This is a genomic window from Paenibacillus sp. MAHUQ-63, from assembly GCF_028765165.1.
Taxonomy (GTDB): Bacteria; Bacillota; Bacilli; order Paenibacillales; family NBRC-103111; genus Paenibacillus_E.
The window spans coordinates 909,592-935,422 of sequence record NZ_JARADB010000003.1; the positions used below are offsets into that span (position 1 = coordinate 909,592).

Here is a 25,831-nt window from a genome sequence, read left to right on the forward strand (position 1 = left end):
ATTAGAAAATAGGGATCCGGCATTTATTTCCTTCGCTTGAATATACAATCGCCTCCGAGTTAAAAAGATCAATGTACAGAGGCGGCTGCTGAATAGAGGCCAATGTAATTTTGTTGAGCTTCAAAGCTGATAAGAGGGCTGGAATTAGCTTGGCCGTCGTTCCGATCAAATGAACGGGCACAGCAGCCTCATTGTAAGTAATGTTAATTTGCAGCATGTCTCATTCACTCCTTCATTAATGAATAGATGAAAAAAAGCATGGATGCAGCATCCACGCTTCCGGTTTTCCGGTCAGATAAGTAATTGTATATATTCCAATAAGTTTACTAGGTATTTAGTATAGTAACACTCTGCTTCGAAACTTGTCAATGTAAAACTTGCATATTCACCATTCGCTACCGATGTTTCTTCGAAAATTGGAGTCAATATAAGCAATCATTTGCCCAAGTTTCGCATAGAAAACGATTTCACAATGCCCCAAGATAAGAGGAGATCAGTATGTAATCTACGCAGCGGGTAATGCAGAAGGAGTTCTTCCCCCATGACCATGACGAATCCGAAAAAGCTGAGTCTGTTTGCCATTACATGGCCTTTATTCATCGAATCTTCCCTGCAAGTGTTCATGCGAACATCGGATACTTTCATCGTGAGCCATGTATCGGATGAAGCCGTTGCAGCGGTAGGCGTCAGCAATCAACTCATTATTTTTTTATTCCTGCTGCTGCAAGTGATTTCAACCGGTTCGGCCATTGTCATCTCGCAATACTTGGGTGCGAATAAAATCCGCGATGTCAAGCAGTTCGCCGCCGGTGCCATCTCGCTGAATTGCCTGTTCGGTTTCATCATCAGCCTGTGTATCGTGTGCTTCAGTAAGCAATTGCTCCAGCCCTTCGGCTTGGAAGCAGGCACACTCGAGCAGGCGCGCATCTTCCTATCTATCGTTGGCGGCGCCTTATTCATTCAAGCGGTGAATTTGACTATTGCAGCCATAACGCAAGTGCATGGTTACACCCGATATACGATGGCGGTCAGCCTCGGCGTTAACCTTCTGAATTTAACCGGCAGCATTTTGTTTATTTACGGTCCCTTCGGCTTTCCTAAGCTGGGGATTCCGGGTGTCGCCATATCGGCCGTGTGCAGCCAGTCGCTCGGATTGATTATCTATGTTCTTTTATTAAAAAAGATCGTTCGTTTGAACTTATCCTTCAGCGACTTCTATAATGCAAGATTCGCCGATATGAAAAAAATATTGACGATCGGTATTCCTACAGCCGGGAGCCAGCTCGTTTATTCCATCAGCCAACTGCTGACGACCTATTTCATCACTCAGCTGGGCGCTGAAATGTTATCGACCCGCATCTATACGCAGAATATCATGACGTTCATTATCGTACTGGCCGTTTCCTTAGGCCGGGGAACCCAAATTATCATAGGCCGGCTGGTAGGCGCAGGCGAAAAGGAGGAAGCCTACAGGCAGTTGTTCCGCAGCCTGCTCCTGAGCCTACTGCTCTCCCTTACCGCGGTTACATTGACCGTCATATTCGGCAAGCAGTTGATCGGTTTGTTCACCGATAACGCCGGTATCATTGCATTAGGCACTTTTCTGCTGACATTCGGTTTCTTGCTGGAGCCGGTACGCTGCTTGAACATTGTGATCGGCGAAGCGCTCCGGGCAGCCGGCGATGCGCGGTTCATTCTCGTTATTGGGGCTGCTTCCATATTGGGACTCAGCGTCCCGCTGACCTATTGGATTGGCGTTCATCTGGGGTACGGGTTGGTCGGGATGTGGGGCGTGTTCATCATGGACGAAGGATTGAGGGGGCTGCTTCTGTTATTGCGTTGGAGAAGCAAAGCTTGGGAGAAGAAAGCATTGGTCTATCGGGAGGAGGCGACCTAGCCGAGAGTTCTTTCTCATACTAGCAAACAAACGGATATAAACAATAGGCTGCCCGCGGCAGCCTATTGTTCTATCCGTTTGTTTACCGTTGACTTTGCTCTACAGCCAGCGGATCTACCGGCAGCGTCATACCTTGCAGAACGCTGCCGATTCGCTCAATAACAACTACCGCTTGCGCTCTCGTCGTTGCCTCGTCCGGCGCCAGCTTTCCATCGCTTAAACCTTGCAAAATACCTTTGCCGACCGCCTCGCTCATCACAAAGCCCGGATCAAGTACCGTGTTCGCTTTATGCAAGTCCGGGCTCACCGCACGAAGGGCAACAGCGGCAATCTCCTGGCGTGTAATGGGAAGATCCCAGCCCTGCTGCAGGTCCCCCGCTTGGAGAATGCCCGCTTTTTGCAATGCATCGATATACGGTTGATACCAGACCGCATTGTCTGAAGCAGCAGGCAGATGCAGAGCCGCAGCGGCAAGCTTCACAAATTCCCCTCTGGTAATCTGGCGGTCTGGCAGGAAGCTGCCATCGCTATAGCCATTCACGATCCCTTTTTCCGCTGCTTGCAAAATCTGTTCCTTCGCCCAATGCCCTTCCAAATCATTGTACGAAGCGCCCAGTCCGGTCACGACAGCCGGCAAGTTGCGATTGGCTAAGGAATTGTTCCCCAGCTGGCCCGTGTAGTTGCCGCCCCACGTCCAGATCGCGCCGTCCATGCCTTTCACCACGCTATGCGTACCGCCTGCGGCAGCGGCATCGGCTTGGGCAATCCCTTTGACTTGTACCGGTTTATTGGAATTGCTCTTAGTACCATCCCCTAATTGACCGAAAAGGTTCTGGCCCCAAGCCCATACACTCCCGTTCCTGGCGATCGCCAAACTATGGTAAGAGCCTGCGGATATCGATTTCATGGCAGGCAGGGAAGCGACTTGAACCGGCTTCAATTGGTTGGCCGTCGTTCCGTTGCCTAATTGTCCGAAGGCGTTATACCCCCATGCCCATACGGTGCCATCATCCTTCAGGGCAAGGGCGAAGTTCTTCCCTGCACGGATTGCGATAACGCCGGCGATATCGGAAATTTGCACAGGCTGCTGCTTACTGGCAAGCGTCCCGTCTCCGAGCTGTCCGCTCGTATTATCTCCCCAGGCCCATATTTTCCCGGTATTCTCTAAAGCCAAGTTGAAATTGGCTCCAGCCGCGATGGCGATAATATTAGAAAGCTGAATGACCTGGTTGGAAGAAGCTGCGGCGTCATGCCCCAATTGCCCAAATGTATTGTCTCCGAAACTCCACACGGAACCATTATTCAGCAGAGCAAGCGTATGGTTACTGCCTGCTGCTGCGGCTACAACACCATTCAATGCCTTCACTTGAACGGGGGAAGCGCCCGGTGTCGTCGTTCCGTCGCCTAACTGACCGAAGAAATTCTGTCCCCACGTCCAGAGGGTTTCATCCTGTTTGACGGCAACTATGTGCGTATCCCCGCTTTCAATCGCCGCAATGCCGTCCATACTTAAGGCTTTCGGAGAGATGGCGGAGGTATGAGTTCCGTCTCCCAATTGGCCGAACGTATTACTGCCCCAACCGTACAGCCTGTTATTTTGGATAAGAAATGTATCACTTTCACTCGCCGTAAGGTTCTGTACTTTGGGAGCTTTCATTAGAACCGTTCCTTCACCAGGCTTTACCACTGGCGGATTCAGCCATTCGTTCACCTGGGTTTGCACCGGTGCGGCTTGGTTGTTCAGCGTCTTGTCACCGAGTTGGCTGTAACTGTTGTTCCCCCATGCCCAGAGCATGCCCTCTTGGTCGATCGCGAAGGTGAAATTAGAGCCTGCCCCGATTCCGGCAATTTCGGGCAGATCACTGACATGGCTAGGGAATACGCGGTTCCACGTTTTCCCGTCATATCCGGTTCCTACGCCCAGCTGCCCGGAGGTATTGTTCCCCCACGTATAGACACTGCCATCATCCTTTAAAGCAATGGCGTGCGAGCTTCCAGCCGTTATTTGAGCGACGTGATCCAACCCGGTGATCAGAACGGGAAACTTATGAATATCCTGCGTATTGGTCGTAATCGCGCTATACATAGTGGCTGGATCCGAATCGATCAGTCCCCAAGTTAATAAGGTGCCGTCGTCCTTAAGCGCTAAGGAGAAGTCGAATCCGGCGGCGATCTGGGTAATATGCCAGTTGGAGTTCGTAGCCATTATGGGCGTATTCAAACGGTTCTGGTCATAGCCATAGCCAAGCTCGCCGAAGAAATTATCGCCCCAAGCCCATACAATGCCGTCCTGGTCAAGCGCCAAGGTGTGGTAAGCACCGCTCGCCACCGCTTTAACCGATACGATGTTTCCCGTTACTTGGACAGGCTTATTCGTGCTATTATTCGTACCGTCGCCTAATTGGCCGTACGTATTGTCTCCCCAACTCCAAGCGGTGCCATCGTCTTTAATTGCAACAGAGTGGAAATTGCCTGCAGAAATCGCAGTGACATGGGTCAGACCAGACACCTGAACAGGCGTTGACCGGTCGATCGTCGAGCCATCGCCCAACTGGCCGAATGTGTTCTCCCCCCAGGACCAGACGGTGCCGTCCGATTTGAGCGCTAAGGAGTGAGACGAACCAACCGCAATGGCGGTAATACCGGACAACCCGCTTACGGGTGTCGCTTGATTGCGGTTACTCAGGCCGGATCCCAGTTTACCGCGCAGATTATTTCCCCATGTCCAGACCGTACCGTCTTTCTTCAAAATAACCGTGAAACCTTTGCCGCCCCGTATTTCCTGTATCGAAGCAGGCTTCAACCCGGACGTTCCGGCCATCGGCGTGTTCGTTTCCCCGAAAGCTTTCCCGGGAAATACCGAGAAAGCTGTAAAGGAACTAAAAAGCAAAAAACCTAGGAGCCAGAAAATAACGTTACGTTGCACTGTTTTCATGTTCCTTCTCCTTAAAGCTTTTCCATGAGGAAAGCTATCTTCGTTAACACGTACTGAGGGTTCTAATCGCTATGAAGAAGATGGACTGCCTAGCTCCTGGATAACGGCAGATTTGCGTTTAAATCTGCGCGTGATGCCATTTTTCCAGCTATCCAACAAAGTGTATACAACAGGAACCAAGACTAAGGTGATTAGTGTGGATAAGGTCAAACCAAAGGCTACAACGGTTGCCATCGAAGCCTGTGTCTCCGCTCCTTCCCCAAACCCGATAACGAGCGGCAGCATCGCAAGGACGGTAGTCGCTGTAGTCATCAGAATAGGCCGCAAGCGCACTTTCCCCGCTTCTATTAAAGCATCGAACAGCGGCATTCCTTTGGCACGCAATTGATTCGTATAATCAATTAACACGATGGCATTATTCACGACAATGCCCACGAGCATAATCATCCCGATGATGGAATTCATGTTAATCGTTCGATGTGTGACCAGAAGCCCCAATATAGCGCCGATAAAAGTCGGCGGCAGAGCGAACATGATGATGAACGGGCCATATAAGGATTCAAATTGACTCGCCATAACCATATAAACCAAGGCAACGGATAGAATAAGAACCAAGTACAGGCTCTTAAAGGAATCATTCTGGCTAGCCTGCTGGCCGCCCATCGTCACCTGATAGCCGTCAGGCGGTTGAATCGCATCAATCTTCTCCTTGACCAAGGCCGATACCTCACCGGCAGAAGCGCCGAATATGGACGCCTGCACCGTTGCCACACGGTTCTGATCTTGGCGGCGAATTTGCGCCGGACCTGTACCCGGTTCCACTTTGGCTATAAGGCTGACAGGCACAATCGTGCCGCTTGCCGTATTAATCGTCACATTGTTGAAGTTCTCGAGCTTGTTCGTAAAATCATTCGGATATTTCACCAGAACAGCAATTTGCGAACTGGCGGTTTTGAACTGTGTAGCCACGCTTCCCTGATAAGCCGTTCGCAAAGCCGTCATCACGTCTCTTAAGGAAACGCCGTAATGGGCTGCAGCATCACGATCAATCGTTAAGTTAAATTGGGGGATCGAACGGTCCAGCGTATTTTGCACATTGCGTGTGCCTTCTACGGAAGTGATTTCCTGTGCGACGAGATCGCCAAGCTTCTGTAAGACCGCCAAATCCGGTCCGGATAAATTAACGGAAATATCACCGCCGCCAAAGTTGCCGCCACCGCCGAGACCCGGTAACCGGACACCCGACGGCACACTCACACCAATTTGCGCTCCCGCAAAGCCCGTTGTAAGCGTCCGAATTTGTTCCGCAACTTGATCGGTGCTCTTCGTCCTTTCACTGAGCGGTTTTAACCTGATTTGAATACTGCCCGTATTCGTTGCCGCTGACTGAAAGGCTCCGCCGCCTGCCGACCCGACTGAAGTAAAGACGGTGTCAATTTCCGACACATCCTTCAATCTCGTCTCGAGCGTAGCAGCCACTTGATTCGTCACGGCAAAGTCCGTCCCCTGCGGGAGATTAATATTCAAATTGACTTGTCCTTGATCGGTCTTAGGCGTTAATTCACTGCCTACGAATCGAACCGAGTACACGCTGGCAGCGAAGAGAAGCACAGTCAGGGAAATAATGACCCATCGATGAAGCAAGGACCACCGGAGCAGCCTGCTGTACACTTGGGTGATAAACTGCATCCCTCTGCCGAACAAAATGAAAGGATTGAAGGTTCTGCCGGCCGGCAGCTCTTCATCGACCTTGCGGCGCAAAATTTTGGCCGCTAGCATCGGCACCAAAGTGACGGCTGCAAACCATGCCGCGATATGAGAAAAACAAACCACAAGCGCCATCGGCCAGAAGAATTGTTTCACTAAGCCGCTGATGAACGCCGTCGGCGCAAAAACCGCTATCTGTGCCAACGCCGAAGCCATCACCGCCGTGCCCACCTCGGCCGTGCCCACTTTGGCCGCTTCCTCAGGAGACAAGCCTTCATGCCGTTTACGGAAAATACTTTCCAAGACAACGACCGCGAAGTCTACGAGTGAACCGAGACCAAGCGCCAGCCCGCCAAGTGTGATGGTATTAATCGTTTGATGACCGAAGTACATCATACTGAATGTGCTTATGATTGAAATCGGGATCACGACGCCGATAATAATCGTCGCCCTTACGCTTCGCAGAAAGAAGAGCAAGATGATGACCGAGAAAACGCCACCGAGCAAAGTATGCTCTACAACGGTACGTAAGGAATCTCGAATGAACTTGGCGGAGTCATTCAATACGGCGATATGTACGCCTTCAGGAAGCTTGGCTTGAATATCCTGAAGCGACTTCTGGATGTTGCTGGACACGGACACCGTGTTACCGTCCGATTGCTTGAGTACAGAGAGGGATACGCTGGCTTCTCCGTCTTTACGCGCTTCTAGCGTAACATCTTGATAGGTATCTATAATTGTGCCGAGCTCGCTTAGCGCAATCGTTTGTCCGCGCCCCAGCTGCACTTGTACTTTGCCGATATCAGCCGTTGACTTAAATTCCCCGTCAATATGTAAGGGCACCAATTGGCTTCCTTTATTGACAAGTCCGGCATCGGTTGAAGAGTTATCATTCCCGAGCGCTGACACCAAGGTGCTGAAAGAGATATTGTATTGCTGCAGTCGGCTCGGCTCTACAAGGATTTGAATTTGTCTGACGCGCCCGCCGGTGACGCCAACCGATGCGACACCATCCGAACGCTGAACATCCGGACTCACAATATTGTCGGCTATATCACGCAGGGTGACCAGATCCGTCTTGCCATACAGGGCTAATGTCATGATCGGTGTGCTGTTCGGATCTACGCGTGAAACGACGGGGGCATCTGCATCCGATGGAAGCTGCCTTCGCACACGATCTAACTTGTCCCTCATGGTTAGGGTTGCCTGATCAATGTTCGTGCCGTAATTAAATTGCAAGGTCACGTTACCCGAGCCTGTTCGAGAGTTAGAGGATATGCTCGTTACGCCTGTAACGGTAGCCATCGCATTCTCAATCGGTTTGGTAATTTGCTGTTCGATCTGGCCTGGCGATGCACCGCTCCAAGAGACCGATACGGTTGCCGACGGCACTTCCAGATTCGGATATAGATCCACGGGTAAAAGCGGAATCGCAATCGAGCCCACGATCACGAGCGAGATCATGATCATCAAAATGGTGACCGGGCGATGAACGGAGAAATTAGCTAATTTCACTGTCCAGCCCCCGCTTTCGGAGCAGCTGCATCAGCGCCAGCGCCATTGCCGCTTGGCTTGGCCCCTGACGGGTCCGCTCCCTTACCTTGGGTGCCTTGCCCATTTGGTCCTTGGCCGCCGCTTCTGCTTGGTCCTTGGGCTCCATTCTGGCCCTGACCTTGGCCCTGGCCATTCGGTCCGCCCTGCCCTTGGCCGCCGCTCCTGCCTTGACCTTGGCCTTGGCCTTGGCCTTGACTTTGACCTTGACCTTGGCCTTGACCGGCTTGGCCCTGTCCTTTGACTGCACCATTCCCTTGCCCGGGTTGCGTAATCTGCACCGGAACATTATCGGAGAGCAGCTCTTGCCCTTTCACCACAAGCTCGTCTCCGACCTTCAGACCGCTCGTAATTTCAAAGGACGAACTGGTCATCACACCGATTTTCACAAGCACCTTCGACGCTTTCCCGTCTTTCACGATGTATACCGCGTTACCGCTTGGTTGACTGAGAACGGCATCTGCCGGCACAACAATGGATTGTTTTCCTTCGCTCTTGAGAGAAGATTCTGCAAACATGCCGGGTAATATTTCATGTTTATCATCTTTAATTTTAATGTCTACCAGAAAAGATTTGGAGGTTGCATCCATGGTGGGATGAACGGCATACACCGTTCCGTCAAACGATTTGTTCAAAGTAGGAATTTTCACCGACATGGGCAGGCCGGTTTTAATTTTACCGATGGAGGCTTCAGATACGTTGACGGTTGCCAATAACGGATCTACCGTAGCAATCGACATGACGGCAGCTTGTCCCGTATTCTGTCCGACAGGCACCATAATGGCACTGACGATCCCTGAAACCGGGCTCGTTAACACACCGTCTTGCAGCTGTTCGCTTAATATAGCCAACTTGGTTTGAGCTTGCTGAAGCTGGGCTGCGCTGACTTGCAAGGCATCCGTTGACTGGGCGGCTTTCAGCGACTGCTTGGATTGCTCAAGCGCAGCCTCCGCACTGTTCTTGGAAAGATCCTGCGCGGATTGTGTTTGCGCTAGTTGGGTACGGCTGAGATCCAGCTGAGCTGCAGCTGTCGCCTGCGTGTTAGCAAGTGTTAGAAGCGCTGAGTTTAGAGTCTCCTGAGCCACTTGCACGGATTGCGAGCTTTGTGCAGTCAACAACGCATTCTGCAGGTTCGTCAACGACTGCTGCGCCGACTGCGTATCTTTGTATTGCGCCTGCTGCGCCTGCTGCAGCGCAAGCTGGGCCGTTTGCAGCTTGGCGAATGCACTGTCCACGTCCTTACCGGATTGAAGTGCTGTATTATAGGCTGCAACCGCTTGCTGAACGCTCAGTTGTGAAGAATCTATATTATTATTCTGTGTTGTTAATAAGCTGTCCAATTGGGAGTTCAAGTTCGCCTGGGCGACAGTCACGGCCGTAGCCGCATCGGCTTGTGCCTTGCTGAAGCCTGCCTGCGCAGAAGAGACCCCTTGTTTGGCCGTTTCAATGGAGTTTTGCTGTGCTGTAATCGCATTGTTTAATTGCGTTTGCGCCAGAGCTACCGCATTCTTCTGGTCATTAATCGTTTTCTCATAAGCGGCTTGCTGAACGGCTAGCGTTTTCTGTGCCATAGCTAAGCTATTCGCTTGATCATTCACAACTTTGTTGTACTGCACTTGACTCAAAGCAAGTTCGCTCTTGGTCTGCTCGACGGATTGCTGCAGCGAAGTTGTATCAATGTGCGCTAAAGCTTGTCCAACCTCCACTTTATCCCCGATGTTAACATCAAGAGAAGTAATGCGGCCATTCACTTTGGAAGAAAGATTCGTCGTGAATGTTGGCGTGATCGAGCCCGTAAATATTTGCCCGCCACCGATGTCCGACAATTTAACAACTTGTGTTTCTACTGTCATCTGGCGTGTTCCCGATCTGCCGTTAGCCCCTGGTTTAGCGGTGCTTGCCGGCGTGCTGCAGCCCGCTATGGTGACGGTTATCGCGGTAACGACTGCGATGATTGTGGTACTCTTGAGTGAACTGTACTTCCTCATGGGATGGAAACCTCCGTCTGCTTCATTTCATTTGGGCAAATACTCTCTCTCACCATATTTGACATTGATGATAGAAGTGTGATCGAAATGTGAAAAATATGTAAAAACCAGGACAATCACCTGGTTTTTTAGGCCAATGGGCCTGGTAAAAACAAATAATAATCCAGTATATGTAATATTCGTCGAACAATATAGGTTATTTTATCGACAATTTATTCGGTTATCTCCCCTTGAGGACATGCGAAAAGCCCATGAGCTTATAAAGGCTCATGGGCTTTTTTTATTCATTAATGATTAGGTACCACATACACGCTGCCATCCGACAACACTTGCACGGTGCCCGAGGCCGATTCAATTTCACGCAGAGCCCAATGCTCCAGCGGTACATCCGGCCAGCTTGGAACTTTTACGTCCGCTGTCGGTCGTTTGAACATCCGGTTCAACACCGTCACCGCTTCCGCACGATTCAGCTTATGATCCGGCAGGAAGGTGCCGTCGGCATAGCCTTGCAAAATGCCTGCTTGCGAGGCTTGCCTGATCGCTTCGAAAGCCCAATGCTTCTGCGTGTCGCTGTACTCGACAGCTACAGAGCCGCCAGCCGCGTCCGCCGGAAGCAGCCTTGCAGCAATGCTGGCTATCTCGGCGCGGGTAATCGCGTCATCCGGACGGAATCCGGCGTCATCGCCAAGCATCAAGCCTGAGCGCTGCATGTTCGCAATGGCTTCTTCCGCCCAATGCCCTTTGGCAACATCCGGATAGCCGGCAGGCTGTGCCGATACGGATGCGCTATTGGCTTTGACCGCGCCGATACGATTCAGAATCGTTGCCAGCTCCGCACGTGTAATTGCTTGTGCTGGCTTGAACGTCCCGTCCGGGTACCCGGATAAGTAAGGTGCAAGCGAGCCTGCTCCATGGGTCTGGATAATGGTAAAGGTACTGAACTTATTGATTTCAATAGCGATACCGACTGGTTTGCCTTCCGCATCATAACGGATCTCTCCGTGCGTTAGCACCTTTTCGCCGTCGCTATGTTCGATGTATACAGCCAGCTCGTCTAGAATTTGTTTGGCCGCTGCTGCATTCTCCGGCAGGCTTAAGTTATTCAACGGGAACACGATTTCCGTTTGGTAACCCGTGTAGTTGGTTTCAATCTTAAGCGGCTGGCCGATCACGGAGACCGTATGGCCGCCAGCAGCTTTGAGCACAAGCTCGGCCGATTGAACACGCGTTGTCACTTCGCTGCGTTCGGCATCCGCACGAACGGGAACAATTCGGAAGTAAGCGTCTTTCCCGTCTTGGCCCATCTGCCGGAGGGAAGCTGCCGGTATCGCGATCTGCGCATCGGGCAGCATCACCTGCAGCGACATGCCCCCATCGGAAAGCATGCTTATCGATTTAGCATCCAAGCTCACAATCCGCTCGTCTGCAGGATCGTCAGCCAAGTCGGTTACATAGATGCGAGCCACATGATCTTTGTTCTGCGCAGCTTTCTCCAGGATCGTCTGTGCAGACGCAGAATCAACTTTCACCGTATCCAGGGATTTGCCGTCCGCCGATACGGTCCGTACGATGGACGTTTCGAAAGTCCAGCCGCCTGTGCCTCCTGCAATCGTCGTTTGGCGAATAGCAGGACCTGTACTGGATTCTTCGATACGGGTTACATCGATGGAATACGTCTGTGAGGACATAAGGTCAGCGGATTCCACGCTCACGATAATCGTATTTTTTCCGATCCCGACCGCTGGTGAGAAGGTGCCGCCGCCTTTTTGCGTTACATTCTGTACCGTTACAGTTGCTTGCGGATCATTGGTCATTACCGTTATTTGGACATTCGCATTCTCCGTTGTTGAAATCGTTCCATATTTAAGCTTGTAAGGCGTAAAGGCACTATCCAAGAGCGTGTTTACCTGTAAGCTTGCCAATAAAGGCGGATTCTTCGGCAATGATTGCTTGCGCAGCACAGTAACCGTGTACGAGCGTGCAGTACCGTCTTGAGCTGTTACTTCAATAGCAAAGGTTTGTTCATCCTTCGTGAACGGCAGCGATGCGATCGAGCCGCCTGTTACGGGTTGGCCATTGATACTTACTGCAGCGCCTGAACCATCCGGAATCGGAAGAAGCTTGAACGTTCCCGTAGCATGAGGTACTAACACCTCGTAATGGCTCACTGCCGCGTTAAAATCAGCTAACAGCTCTGCCCCTTCTGTGGCAAGCCCCAAACTTTGCAGCAGCGCATTGCCGTTAAGCTCCCGGAATACGGATACTTGATATTGTCTGGTTGCCGATCCGTCCGGAGACGTAACCGCAACTGGGATAAGATTCTCGCCAACTTGCAGTTGGATCGATTGAGACGCTTGTCCGCTCTGAACGGCTTGACCCTTCACTTGAATGCCGGATCCTGCCGTCCAAGCACCGGGCGTCAGGGTTACGCTGTCCACGCTGTTGTCAACATAGACGGCATAGCTTTCTTCCGTTCCTGTGAAGGCTTGGGCCGGAAGCTCATCTCCCGCTTGCGAAGCCGTCGCGTTATGAAGCTTCAATGTACGCAATAAGGCATCGTTGGAGCCTGTGCCATCGAGTTTCAGCGAGTAGAATTTATCTCCTGCGCTCTCGGAATGAACTTTGATGGACACTGTCTTCCCTGCAGCAGGTACGGCGATATCGACATAACCGCTATCAGGAACCGATTTCCCATCGATCGTTACTTCAGAAGCAACGGCCATCGGTACTGCATATACGCGGACATGATCCGAATAAGCCAAAGCTTCATAAGACATTGTGCCGAATTGATAAGGAGCATACATCTCAGCGTTTCCTGTCGTCAATGCGGCAAGGTCGCTAGGGGTTGCCGGAATCGCACCTGGCACACCTCGCAAGACTTCAAAGCCATACTCCGTTCGGTTGCCAGTCCGGTCCGTTGCCGTCATCGAGAACGGTACCCGGTCCGTCGTTGCTTCCCAATTCAATGGCGCGTAGTAATGGAAATTTCCTCTGTCATCCAATGGGACCGTAATCCCGTTAACGACAAGCTGAGCTCCCGCGTCTGTTTGACCGGTTATATACAACCTGCTGTCCTCAATAACCAAGCCATTGAGCGAAATCGGTTTGCCTTGCGCATCGTTCCCTCCGGAGGCGATCAACATCGGTCCGGTGCGGTCGATAAACAACTTGCGGTAGGCCGTACTGCGGTCCCCGCGCTCATTGACTGCTTCAATCAGCAGGTTATATTCCCGCTCTTTCAAGGCAGCAACTTGAAGAAGATCTTGCAAAACAAACGTTGAAGTTCCCCCTGCCGACACTTGTTGGCTGTCAAGCTGCTGGCCGTTCACAACCAGCGTAACAGCTGCCTTCTGATCAGCCGTTACCTTCAAGGAAGCTTGCTCTGCTGCTGTAAGCAGCAATGTCTCTGCATTCCCGTCATAGGCGGTATAGGCTTCTTCAGCAACGGCATGCGAGCCGCCGTCCAGCGTCACTGCCAGTGCTGCCGGCTGCGGAATTGGCAGTTCTGTCGTCACACTTGCTGACTGTGGACTCAGCACGATACGTCCTTGCTCGTGACCGATCGCGGAGACCGAAATATCGTAAGCAGCACCTGCACGTAAACCGGAAATCACAGCACTCTGCTCATTCCCCGCTTGAGGCTCTAGATCCATCATCGGAACGGCATTGCCCTTCGCACTTTCACCAACCCAGATGCGATATGCTTCCACATTCCCTGCGATTGAAGCAAAGCGCAGCGAGATGTCACCATTCCCCGTTGCAAGCACCTCCGGCTGCTCGGGTTTGTTCAGCGTAGCAGGCGCCGTCACTTCTACGCTTCCATCCGCAATCGCGTACAATGGTGCTTGGTCCGCACTCACGCCGGCTGCGGTTAGATGATAGGTTCCCGGCATCATGGAACCCGGAATGTCAATGGCTTGGCTGCCGGAAGCCGGCAAGCCGCTCTGGATCACTTCGCCAATCAACTGATCCGTGCTGTCCGTCAGCATCAAGGTTACTTGCGTATCCGGCGACATATTCTTCATCGCCCATGTGACTTGAATGCGATTCTCCACACCGGCTACAGCCGATACGGAAGCCTTCATCTCAGGTTGAGGCATTAATTTCTGAATTTGCAAATCAACTTGATTCGCGTTCTTAACCAGCCATTTGCCCGCCGGTGCGTTCAAGAGGGAAACGTAAAGCGTATCCCTGCCGTCGGTTACCGGATTCGGCGTGGCAATCTTCGTTTGGTCAACGGGATCTCCGCCAGGGCTTGCACTGGAAACCCGGTCTGATGCGGGCTGCAAGTAGGCGTTGCCGTCAGGAGCATCAAAATTCAGGGCATACGTCGAACCGTCTGGCGCTGTAAGCAAGGTATCGGTATTGCCACCGCTGACCGCCAGCATATAATCGCCCTTCTCCGGCAATTCGAAGTACTTGCCGTAACGGCCTCCCATTGTCAATGGCTTAATGGATTTAAACTTCCTTGTTGACTTGTAGGCAACAACGTCAGTAAAGCTGCTGCTGACGACTTTCCACTGTCCGGTCAAGTTGATTCCGGTTAAGAAAATCATTTTCTTATGCTGAGACTCATCATACAGGACATTCATACCAGGCAAATTCGGATCAGCCTGCAGGGGATAAAGCTCGCCGCTTGGCCCATACAGCTTGGTCTGCTCATTCGCTCCATAAATTTCAACAATCGCCTGACCATTATCTGTCGGGGTCATATCGAAAACGGTAGGATAAGCTTGCTCCTGTACCCATTGCATGACATCGTTCATCTTCGTTAATGCCGGTACGCCGCTTAATTGTGCCGTTGGGCTCGTACCTGCACTAATCATCCAGGTTCCAGCCTCGACCGCATCCAACAATGTATACACATTGCCGTTCGCATCGCGGAGAGCGTTCCAATCCGGTTCTTTCTGCTCCGTGTGCAGACTGTAAGGCCGTCCGTCCGGCTTATACACAATGACGTCGCCCTGCGCTTCGCCAACTTTCAGTACGTAGCTGCCGCGCTCCTTCATCGTCAGTGATGTTACCGAGCGCTCCGGCGTCTTCGACCATAGCTGTGCCAATTCGATCAATTTCAGCGATTCGTTGGCAAACAACAGTTCATTCACTTGGATGAGACTGCTGCCGCTTGTTGTCAGGTTCCAGTTCCCCGCGAACAACGATAGGCGCATATAGGTTGTATTGGTCGCAGCGTCATAACTTGCTTCCGGGCGTACGATTTGTTCAAAGCTTGTACCGGAAGGCGCAGCTTTCAGAACGGCAGCCCGTTGATCACCTGTTAGAACCATTAGTGCGTCGATAGTACGCTCCACCGCAAAAGAGGCTGTCATTTTGCCGTTCGCAGCATTGGTTCCGGTTGTGATTAACGGCGTTCGATCCAGCGATGTAAGCTGTCCGTCTACAATGCGCGCTTTGGCATCGGTATGCACCGGCTCCTCCGGTTGGATCGACAAGCTAACCGGCTTCAGTTCAAAGACCCGCTTCAGCGGATTCGCCGAAGCGATGCTGACCTCACGGCCGGAATCCGACTTCCTTAACAACAACTCTTCGGCAATGTCCAGCCAAGGCTCTGCTGCATCCATGAAATCGGAAACATTATTCATGAAGTCCAGACCTTTTTCCCACCAAGATTTCTTAGGCGGTTCCGCTTCCACTTCAAACAGAATCGTATTGTTATCGAACGTATACTTGAGATTAGCGCCTACACCGTTATGTCTGAAAGTACCGTAAATACCGGTCTCATTCACACTAAGCACAACGTTGTTCACCGTCGCTCCGCCAATGCGCGGAATCCCTTTAGGCACATAAACCGTTCCTTTGATAACGCCGTTATAGCCTTTTTTATTGAAGGAGTACGTACCGATAGCGCCTTTTACTACCTCAAAAAGGTTAATGTCACCTTTCGTGGAATAGCCCGGTGCCGAAAACCCTTTGATTCCGGCAGTTGCTGGATTCACAACCGTCTGCATGTTCATGTTCTTCACTGGCAGCCAGTAGTAGTATTCCGTTCCGGTGGCGTTAAAACCATAGGTAGTCAGATCCATATCAATGGAATCGGTACCGGTCAAATTGAACTTGTAATCCACTTGCGGATGTTTCAATTCAGGCACAATTACATCGTTCACCGAGCCGGTGACACTGAACTTCTGCGGAAGCTGGGATTTCTCCGCAAGATTGGTTACATTGCCAAACAGATAATTGACTTGCAGCCCAGTAGACGCAAGCTTCACTTTCTTGTACATGCCGAAGCTGACGCCATCCAAACGGCCCTGTTTGGTCTTCATATTCAAATCAAAGCTTAAATCTGTATCCGGCAAGGTGCCGGTTCCCTGAACGCCGACATAAGGAATGCGGCTGTCGACAACGAATTTCGTATTGCTGGCATTGATCGGACCAATCTTAAAGCCATTCTTCATGACATAGCTTCCTGACAAATCAAACCGGTTATTGCGGTATTTCAGGGCATCGACAGGTACCGTTTCCTTGACCTTCTGATTCCCTACCTGCAAGCCGAGCTCCAGATCGCCGGTCAGTCGCAGGCCGTCCTTCGTGAAAATAAGCGAGCTTGCTTTGACGGGCATATCAATATTCAAATAGTCCGCCGCTTCCGAGCTGCTCAAAGGGAAAGAGAAATTGTCGGACGTGATGGTGAACGGCCCGTCTTGAATCGTATAGGACAAGTTCGCCCCTAACTCTCCGCCGCCATTGACGTATAGCCGGCCATTGCCGGTTATCGTGGCTGGGGAAGCCGCTTTATTCACGACAAGGCTGGTGCCCTTGAACATAACCGATTCATTGATAACTACCGGTTCGGAAGAGTCGTTCAGCACATAGACGTTAGGCGCTGACGGATCTTCCGTGAACGGGCCTTGCAGACCAAGACTGTTCACCTCGTTGCTGGCAGACGTACTTGGTATATCGACTCTGGCGAAGTTTCTTGGTTTGTAGAAGTCTAATGCCGTAATCATTAGGCCGTCTGTGAATACGTAATTACCATAGAAAGTATGGTCCAGGTGTACATCATATTTTCCCGGAGGCAGATCAGCCTTCCACGTCAGTTCCAATTGACGTTCATTAATAACATTGGTTTTAAGAGAATATTGGGTACCATCCTTGCTCTGCAAATAATAATGAATGTCTTCTAAAGGCTTACGATATAAATTAGGAATACCTGTCCCTACCGCAACCAATCGCTTCTTGTCCTTCACATGGAGAACCGAAGCCCCTACACGATCATAAACAACATCCGGCTTTTCCAGGTTTGGATCATCTTTCAGAATGAAACGTTTTATTTCCGTATAACCTTTACCAACATCATTCACCGCATAGCCGCGGGTTTCGTATTCTTGATGCCACGTCAGACCCTTCAAAATAACCGTGAAGGAGCTTGTCCCTACTTCCTCATCCGGAGCCGCAGTCGCAGCTGTTGCTGTAGCTGTATAAGGTACTTGAACCCATTCACCGACACCATCCTCGGAGTACGTACGGTACTCTACTCCTTGCGCTTTAATTGTCCGTGTCCCGTCATCATAGACATTGCCAACTACGCTAACGGTATCATCCGTATGCTGCGGATCAAACTTCAGGATCGGATCCACCGTCAACTTGACACCCGGCACTGTCGGCGGCGTATAGCCATACAGCCAAGTTTCGTTCATCAAACCGGCTGCAACATGATCGACGACGGAGCCGAACACTTTGTCCATAATACTAATTTGATCGCGGCTCCCGCCGAACATGACGAAATTTTTGCCGTCAAAAGCCATGTTGGCATAGCTTAACGGAAATGGCAGCTGATTGGGAACCCCTTGGACCTCATATACCTTGCCATCCTTATCCACATTGCTCTTGTACATCGTTCCAGTGGATACTTTCAATGGCGCGTATTCCCATTTGCCTTTTGACCAACCATAAGCCATACTCCCCCTTGTCGGAGGGTACGTGCTCGATGGCAGCTTCAAATTTTCAACCAATTCGTTATTGTAATTATGGACATAGTCGCGTTCTCCGCCAAAAAAGAGAACACGGCGCCCGTCATAAGCCATTGCTTGCCCCCAACGCCCGTAAGCCTCTGGACCATTCGTCGAAGTCCACGACTTGGCTTCACGGTCCCACTTCCACAATAATGGAGAGCTGTCATCGTGCGTGATCGACTTCGTTACTTTCGTACCTTCGCTCGTGTAATCTTTCGTCACCGTGCCGGCGTTTCCGCCGTACAGCACAGCCGTCGTGCCGTCATAAGCCATCTGCCCGCTATAGGCAGGTGGCGGCGACGCGGCAGGACTAGCCTGTGTCCAATCGGTACCATTCCACAGCCAAGTCTCGCCTATCGGCGTCTTCGAGCTGCCGCTGCCCGTATATCCGCCGAACAGCACCAGCTGTTCGCCGTCAAAGGCAAGCTGCGCGCCGCCTCGAGCTGACGGGGAAGCCGCAAGCCCCGTTACCTGCTGCCATTTGGCAGCCAAACCGTCCCACAGCCATGTATCCCCCAGCACACCGGACTGGCCTTCGCCTCCGAACAGAAGCACTTTGCCTGTGGCTGGATCAAAAGCCATGGCAGCCCCTTTGCGGCTGGGTGGAGAAGTAGGAAGATTCCTCATTTCCTGCCAATTTTTCTCATAGCTGTCCCAAATCCATGTCTCATCGAGCGGCCCATTGTTGCCTTGGCCCCCGAACATGACCACATTCTCGGCATTCTCGTCAAAGACCATGGATGCCGCTTGTCTGGCAGCGGGAGCCAGATTCGTTGTTACCCTCTTCCATGTGTAGTCCGTAATTTGGGTTGAGGGCCCATATGTATTTTGCAGCACGGTGCTAGTCCCAGCGTATGTATTCAGCATCACGGAGTCGCTGCCGTTCGCTTGAGCCACACTCGACCCACCGTGCAAGAAAGGTATATACTGCAACAATAACGCAGCAATCAATAACTTCGCCCATCCGGCATTCCGACGTTGATTCAACGTTTATTCCCCTTTTCCTAAATATCCACCAAACAGCCCTACAAGGTAGTTCCTATGCCACCCTCCTTAATACCTACCTTTTGTTGAATTTTGTCGATGGTTGTACAAGCTATATCGGTATTCTCTCATTCTTTTATTAGAAAAGTATTAGATATATGATGGTTTTTATAGAAATAGCCACATATAAGTCATTAATTTAATAAAAATACATATATTACCTAAACTCTCCGTATAGGACTTAGGTCCAAGGTTCAAACCCAAAATAAAAAGCCCTGGAAGTTTCCCAAGGCTTCAAAAATGGATGAATGACTTGACACGATCGCGGCATCATTGTAAATTAATAACGCGGCGAATGTTTGAATCGCGCCGTTCATATCATGAATCAATTGCATAAATACTGTAAGTTGGAGGAGCCTGTCACCAAGGGCTCCTTTTGGTCTTTTTTGGCCATGCCGAGCCCTTGATTGGGCTCTTTTTTTGTGCAGAGAAAGGAGATCGCCCGTTGTAAGCCAACCCAAAACCAACATATAGGAGGAATTATGGAACAGCAAGCAATTCTAGCTATTGGTATCTTTCTAGTCACTTACGGCATGATCATTGCCGAGAAAATCCATCGTACGATCATCGCTATGCTCGGCGGCGTCCTTATGGTCGTCCTCGGCATTGTCAATCAGGAAGAGGCTTTGCATCATATTGATTTTAATACCTTAGGACTTCTGATCGGGATGATGATCATCGTAAGCATTACCGCTGAAACCGGACTTTTCAAATATATCGCTCTTCTCTCGGCCAAAAAGGCGAAAGGCGATCCCGTGCGCATTATGGTGGCACTCGTGCTCATTACTGCGGTTGGATCCGCCTTTCTAGACAACGTGACGACCGTGCTTTTGATGGTGCCCGTTACATTCAGCATTACCCGGCAACTGCGTGTAAATCCGGTACCTTACTTAATCACACAAATCTTAGCATCCAACATTGGGGGGACCGCGACATTAATCGGGGATCCGCCGAACATCATGATCGGGAGCGCGGTGAAAGAGTTAACCTTCATGGCCTTCATCTATAACCTTACACCTATCGTTGTGGTTATTATGGCCTGTATGCTTCCCCTATTCGTGCTCCTGTTTCGCAAGCAAATTCAGACTACGCCGGAGCTGCGAAGGGGTATTCTGGAATTAGACGAAAAAGAAGTCATCACGAATAAGCCCTTGCTATTGAAAAGTGTTTCCGTCTTAGCGCTTACAATTGTCGGCTTCTTCCTGCATCAAATGTTACATTTGGAGTCCGCCACTGTTGCCTTGACAGGCGCGTTCATCCTGCTTCTGCTAACCGGTGAACATGCCATGGAAAATGCGTTTACCAAAGTAGAGTGGACCACGATTTTCTTCTTCGTCGGGTTGTTCGTCCTGGTCTCCGGCCTTGTGGAAACCGGCGTCATCACCCGATTAGCCGCTCACGCCATTGAACTGACCGGAGGGGACCCCGTCGCGACCTCCATGCTCATCCTATGGCTCAGCGCGATTGCATCGGCCTTTCTGGACAACATTCCCTTCGTCGCTACGATGATTCCAATGATCCAGGAGATGGGCAATATGGGCGTAGATAACCTTGAACCACTATGGTGGAGTCTCGCACTTGGCGCATGTCTGGGCGGCAACGGTACCCTGATCGGGGCGAGCGCCAACCTGATCGTAGCAGGCTTGTCGGGCAAGGAAGGCCACCCGATTAAGTTCGTTACATTTATGAAATACGGCTTCCCGCTCATGATCTTGTCTGTTGGTTTAGCCAGTATTTATATTTACATTCGTTACTTCCTATAAGCGGGAGTTCCTTATGAACTTTCCATTTGCGCTCAGTCAGCGCATGCGTGAATTTAACTCGACTGGGCGTTTTTTTTAACCACAGGCGTTAAATTTCATTTTGCTTGCTTAGAAGCTCATCTAATTTCTTCATACGCCTTTGGTCTCTGCTTCTTAATGTTTTTTCATCTTGCCTGAGCGCGATCATTAAGGATATGCACATCCCGATAATAATGATGGCGAAGGGAACTGCTGCAACAATCGATGCGGTTTGCAGTCCGCTTAAGCCACCGCTAATCAACAGCACAATAGCGATAGACGATTGTAGGAGTCCCCAGACAATTTTAACTTTGTTCGAAGGATTGGGATTCCCTTTCGTAGATAGCATACCGAGAACGAAAGTAGCCGAGTCCGCTGATGTAACAAAGAAAGTGATAATCAATAAAGTAGCCATAAAGGCTATGATATGACCTAAGGGCAATTGCTCCAGCGTTAAGAACAAGGCGGATGTGACATCCTTCTCAGCCGCGGCAGCGATTGGATAATGATCAAACAACTCGATATGCAGCCCCGTCCCCCCAAAAACCGAAAACCAGATGAAGCTAAAGAGGCTTGGTACCAAAAGAACGCCTAGAACGAACTCCTTAATCGTTCTGCCTTTGGATACTCGGGCAATAAAGGTTCCAACGAAAGGCCCCCAAGCAATCCACCATGCCCAATAGAATAAGGTCCAAACGCCTACCCAGGAGCCTTGTGTAAAAGGTGTCATTCTCAAACTCATATACACAAGATTTTGCAGATACCCTCCTAGTGTCGAAGTAAACAGATCCAAGATAAAGGAAGTGGGGCCGACAACAAAGACGAATGCCATGAGTAATACGGCAATGAGCAGATTGATGTTGCTTATCAGTCGGATTCCTTTATCCAGCCCCGTCGTGGCAGAAATTAAAAATAAGACAGTTACCACGGCTATTATAATCACTTGAACCATGGGATTTATTGATATTCCCAACATATGATTCAACCCGCCGTTTATTTGAAGGGCTCCAAGCCCAAGTGACGTAGCTACGCCGAATGCTGTAGCAATAATCGCAAGTGTATCGATTAAAGCTCCGACACCTCCCTCTGCTAATTTCCCAAGTAAAGGTGAAAATGCAGAGCTGATGAGACCCTGTTTATCTTTCCTGAACTGAAAATAGGCAATAGCTAGCGAGATGAGGGTATAGATCGCCCAAGGATGAACCCCCCAATGAAAGAACGAATAACGCATGGCCAATCGGGCTGCTTCCGTAGTAGCTCCGGTTGCTCCTTCAGGTGGAGATAAATAATGCGATAACGGCTCCGCAACTCCCCAAAATACAAGACCTATCCCCATTCCTGCACTGAATAACATAGCAAACCAAGAGACGGTTGAATATTCTGGCTCGTCATCGTCCTTCCCCAGCCGGATCCGGCCATATTTGCTAAAGGCCAAATAAAAAGCGAAAACTAAAAAAGCAAACGTTGAAATTAAAAAAAACCAACCGCAATTTTTTATGGACAGGTCAAACATCGAAGTTGCTGTTGCAGCAAGCTGTACAGGAGCAAAAGCCCCCCAAAGTACGAATATCAGAATAATACCTATCGAAATATAAAGCACCATCTTCTCAAATCTTCCTTTCATCCGGACTTACTTGTAATATTTACCTTGGAAATACAAATAATGCGCATAGAAGAACCACTCTAAGATCATCCGATCTTAAAGTGGTCTATGTACATTCGTATTAGGTCACGTTGAGTTTCTTAACAAGTCGGCCGATCGTTGTCCCTTGAACCAGCAGCGAGAACACGACATTACTGAACGTCATAGCTAACAGCAAATCGCGCCCTTCAAAGTTGGGGGAAATGCCCAATATCAACGCAATGGACAATGAGCCTTTTAACCCTCCCCAGGCAATGACCGGTTTCCAGATCCGCGGGACTTCTTGGTCAAAAATAAGACTTACATATACAGCTATGAACCTCGCTGCAAGGACAATCAGAATACTGCCGCTAATTTCAACCCATTTCTCGGCGAAATGAATATTTGAAATCTCAAGCCCCACCATCAGGAAAATCAATGCATTGGCGATAAACGCAATTGTTTCCCAGAAAGAATCCATCTTGTCATGCGTTAAGTCCGACATTCCCGTGTTCCTGCCATAGGTGCCAAGCAAAAGCCCTGCAAATACAACCGCTATAACCCCGGAGAAATGAAACATTTCCGCCAACTCGAAGGCGCCATAGAAGAGGATGATGGAGAGGCCGATCTCCACAAGGTAATTATCAATACTGGAGGTGATTTTCGAGACGATATAACCTGTTGCAACGCCGATTGTTACACCCCCTAGAATAATCTTAACAAACTCCAATGAGCCGTGCAGTACGCCTGACATGGTCAGTACGGTTGTCCCTAGGGCTATTTTAAAAAGAACAACCGCTACACCGTCATTCGCCAAGCTCTCTCCCTCCACAATGATCGATAACTTCTGGTTTAAGCCCATTGATTTGAAAATCGTTAAAACGGAAACAGGGTCTGTCGCCGCCATCAACACACCAAAGACGAGCGCTTTTTGCAAATCAAGACCTAATAACCAAGATGACAGCGCTGTTATCAGAACAAAGGTCAGAAAGGTTCCTAACAAAGCAAGCAGCAGTATCGAACGCTTATGGTCTACGATTTCACCAAAAGGCAGTTTGAGCGCAGCATCTCCGATCAGAGCCGATAAGAAAATCAGAATCACGGCCGTCTGAAAGACATGATCGGAAACCACGAACGTTTTGATTTCGTGAAGAGCCTCGATAGGGAATAGGCCTAACAGAAGTCCTGCAACGACAAGTAAAGTTGGATACGGTTGTTTTATTTTATCCGCCACATACGCGATTGCAACTGCGATTCCCAGCAGAACCAGCCAATAGTGAAACATGAAGGCCCCCTAAATAACCCTTTTCCGCTATTATGCGTAGGTTGGTCCTTCCTTATTATTACTGCGCCCTCCTCCCCTCTGTAAGGGACTTGTACGCTAGAAATTCGACCGGACCCGGTATCCGCAAGCAAGCTTGCCGAAGCGGTTGGGATCCGTCCGCTGAAGTGAGGTCTGACGATAGATGCGATTAATCGCGGTTAAGCAGCGAAAGCGGAAATACAGTGCGTTATTTTGCCCCCAAACCGCCTGTCGGGGACGGATAGGGAAATACGATCCGTTATTTCGCAGATTTCCTACCCGAAGAGAGGAGAATTGGTGAAATAAAGGCTTGTATTTCCTTCTGACTCCTCAAATCCACCTGATTGTTGGAAATAGCGTATCCTATTTCCGCTCAAGCCGAATTGAAGTGTCGAAGGTGGAGGCTAGCTCTCATACAAAATAGAGGAGTCCCTCCAGGGAAGGACTCCTCTCAACATTTATCGGCAAGGCAAATCCGGAAGATCATTAACGGAAATAATGTCTTCCGCCAGCTTCCTCGGCTTCTTCCACAGGTTCTCACTGCCTGGCAAATCATCGAACCAGGCGGCATCGGGGGGACAATCGAGTATCATGAACTTCCCATACTGCTCATCGCGCGATTGATGGTATTTCAAGTAGGCCTTGCCGCCTTCGATCGCAAGAATCTCAATCTTGCCCGAGGTATGGCTCATAGACAACCTCACTCTTTTGCCAAGACCCGATGTTAATGATTTGGCTGCTTCGACCAACCGATAAACCTTCTCTAAAGGCAATACGAACTCCCGGTTACCGGCAACCGGACGATTAACAAAGAAGTAATAAGGCGTAACGCCAGCCCACGATAACTTATCAAGTAACTCCGCGAGCACGGATGGATCATCATTAATTCCTTTAAGGATCGGCGTCTGATTCACTACGATTGCACCGGCATTATGTAAGGCATCGAAGGCTTTCTTGGCTTCATTCGTAATTTCTCTGGGATGATTGATATGAGCCATCACATAGATTCGTTTATCAACAGTAGAATAGGATTTAATAAGTTCAAGCAAGGCATCATCTTCGTATATTCGCATTGGGTTAAAAACAGGAATTTTGGAGCCTAGCCGCACTATCTTCACATGATCGATTTCACGCAATCGCTCTACGATGTTCTTTAGTTTGGATGTCGCGAGTATTAAGCTGTCTCCACCGGTCAACAATACATTGTTAATCTCGGGGCGGCCTTGAATATAGGCAATACCCGGATCGACATTCGCCATCGCTTCATTCACATCATGCCGAAACAGTCTTTTGCGGAAGCAATATCGGCAGTAAGCTCCACACACCTCAGAAACCAGCAATAATGCCGTCGTCCTATATTTATGCTGACAGCCGGGAACCACATAGTTGGTATCTTCATCGGATGCATCCCAGCGTCCGTACTCCTGAAGCTCTCCCTCATTCGGAATGATCAGCTTCTTAATCGGATCATTCGGGTCCGACCAATTAATCAAATTCAAGTAATAATCATTCACACGAAATACGAACTTTTCCGTTATTGCTTTCAGCTTCCTTCGTTCCTGTTCAGGAATTTCCGTGATTTTCTCAATATCGGTAATATATTTCGGCTGTGCCATAGATGATCCTCCTCGAAATTCAGATTCTGACTAACGATCTGTCGGGATTACGGATTCCCCATTACCTCCTTTGCGGCATGATGGCTATGGATGGGCGTATGTAGACAAATAAAATAGACCCGCATGAAGGCGCAAACCGTAAACGTACGGTCTAGTCCTTCAACGACAGGTCTAGTCAAATAAAAAGACCCGTCATGCGGGTCAACATGCAATTATTTGCATAGTAAATCATTGACCCATCCACTGCTGACGAGGTTAGCTGCCGGGCTCGGGAAAGATGGTTCCCTACATAAAGATTCGCCCCAAAAAATTGGTTCCCCCGCTTCCCGAAATTGTTAGATTCCGGAAATTAAGCGTAGTTTTATCTTACACAACTATGTTGTATTCGTCAACGGAAGTCCGGTTGGTCCGACACATT

Annotated in this window: 10 protein-coding genes and 1 riboswitch; of the genes, 2 read left to right on the forward strand and 8 right to left on the reverse strand. The window is 49.9% G+C overall.

What is annotated here, in order from left to right:
- Position 1: 1 nt before the first annotated feature.
- A complete protein-coding gene (locus tag PUT07_RS20115; RefSeq protein ID WP_274470174.1) occupies positions 2 to 217 on the reverse strand; it encodes a hypothetical protein in 216 nt (71 codons plus the stop codon).
- Positions 218 to 541: 324 nt separating this feature from the next.
- On the opposite strand from PUT07_RS20115, the gene PUT07_RS20120 reads away from it, so the two are divergent.
- On the forward strand, positions 542 to 1,897 hold the full coding sequence (locus tag PUT07_RS20120) for an MATE family efflux transporter (protein ID WP_274470175.1): 1,356 nt from the start codon (positions 542 to 544) through the stop codon (positions 1,895 to 1,897).
- 82 nt (positions 1,898 to 1,979) lie between these two features.
- On the opposite strand, the gene PUT07_RS20125 is transcribed toward PUT07_RS20120, so the two are convergent.
- The 4 genes from PUT07_RS20125 to PUT07_RS20140 form a co-directional block, all read right to left on the reverse strand.
- Positions 1,980 to 4,832 carry an RCC1 domain-containing protein gene (locus tag PUT07_RS20125; protein WP_274470176.1) on the reverse strand — a complete coding sequence of 951 codons (2,853 nt, stop codon included), beginning with the start codon at positions 4,830 to 4,832 and terminating at the stop codon, positions 1,980 to 1,982.
- Positions 4,833 to 4,901: 69 nt separating this feature from the next.
- The gene (locus tag PUT07_RS20130) at positions 4,902 to 8,054 is read right to left on the reverse strand and encodes an efflux RND transporter permease subunit (RefSeq protein ID WP_274470177.1); all 3,153 of its coding nucleotides are present in this window, start codon (positions 8,052 to 8,054) and stop codon (positions 4,902 to 4,904) included.
- Positions 8,051 to 10,078, reverse strand: a complete 2,028-nt coding sequence (locus PUT07_RS20135; RefSeq protein ID WP_274470178.1) for an efflux RND transporter periplasmic adaptor subunit — start codon at positions 10,076 to 10,078, stop codon at positions 8,051 to 8,053. Before PUT07_RS20135 ends, PUT07_RS20130 begins: the two co-directional genes overlap by 4 nt.
- A 287-nt stretch (positions 10,079 to 10,365) precedes the next feature.
- The gene (locus PUT07_RS20140; RefSeq protein WP_274470179.1) at positions 10,366 to 19,035 is read right to left on the reverse strand and encodes a cadherin-like beta sandwich domain-containing protein; all 8,670 of its coding nucleotides are present in this window, start codon (positions 19,033 to 19,035) and stop codon (positions 10,366 to 10,368) included.
- A gap of 539 nt (positions 19,036 to 19,574) precedes the next feature.
- Between PUT07_RS20140 and PUT07_RS20145 the strand changes: the two genes are divergently transcribed.
- Complete coding sequence (locus tag PUT07_RS20145; protein WP_379240117.1) at positions 19,575 to 20,855, forward strand: SLC13 family permease; 1,281 nt, start codon at positions 19,575 to 19,577, stop codon at positions 20,853 to 20,855.
- Between the two features lie 88 nt (positions 20,856 to 20,943).
- On the opposite strand, the gene PUT07_RS20150 is transcribed toward PUT07_RS20145, so the two are convergent.
- The 3 genes from PUT07_RS20150 to PUT07_RS20160 all read right to left on the reverse strand — a co-directional run bounded on the left by PUT07_RS20150 (position 20,944) and on the right by PUT07_RS20160 (position 25,413).
- Positions 20,944 to 22,476 carry a glycine betaine uptake BCCT transporter gene (locus PUT07_RS20150; RefSeq protein ID WP_274470180.1) on the reverse strand — a complete coding sequence of 511 codons (1,533 nt, stop codon included), beginning with the start codon at positions 22,474 to 22,476 and terminating at the stop codon, positions 20,944 to 20,946.
- A gap of 121 nt (positions 22,477 to 22,597) precedes the next feature.
- Positions 22,598 to 23,779 carry a cation:proton antiporter gene (locus PUT07_RS20155; RefSeq protein ID WP_274470181.1) on the reverse strand — a complete coding sequence of 394 codons (1,182 nt, stop codon included), beginning with the start codon at positions 23,777 to 23,779 and terminating at the stop codon, positions 22,598 to 22,600.
- A gap of 476 nt (positions 23,780 to 24,255) precedes the next feature.
- Entirely contained in the window at positions 24,256 to 25,413 is a 1,158-nt protein-coding gene (locus PUT07_RS20160) for a KamA family radical SAM protein (protein ID WP_274470182.1), read from the reverse strand.
- Between the two features lie 228 nt (positions 25,414 to 25,641).
- A riboswitch (cyclic di-AMP (ydaO/yuaA leader) is annotated at positions 25,642 to 25,779 on the reverse strand.
- Positions 25,780 to 25,831 lie beyond the last annotated feature (52 nt).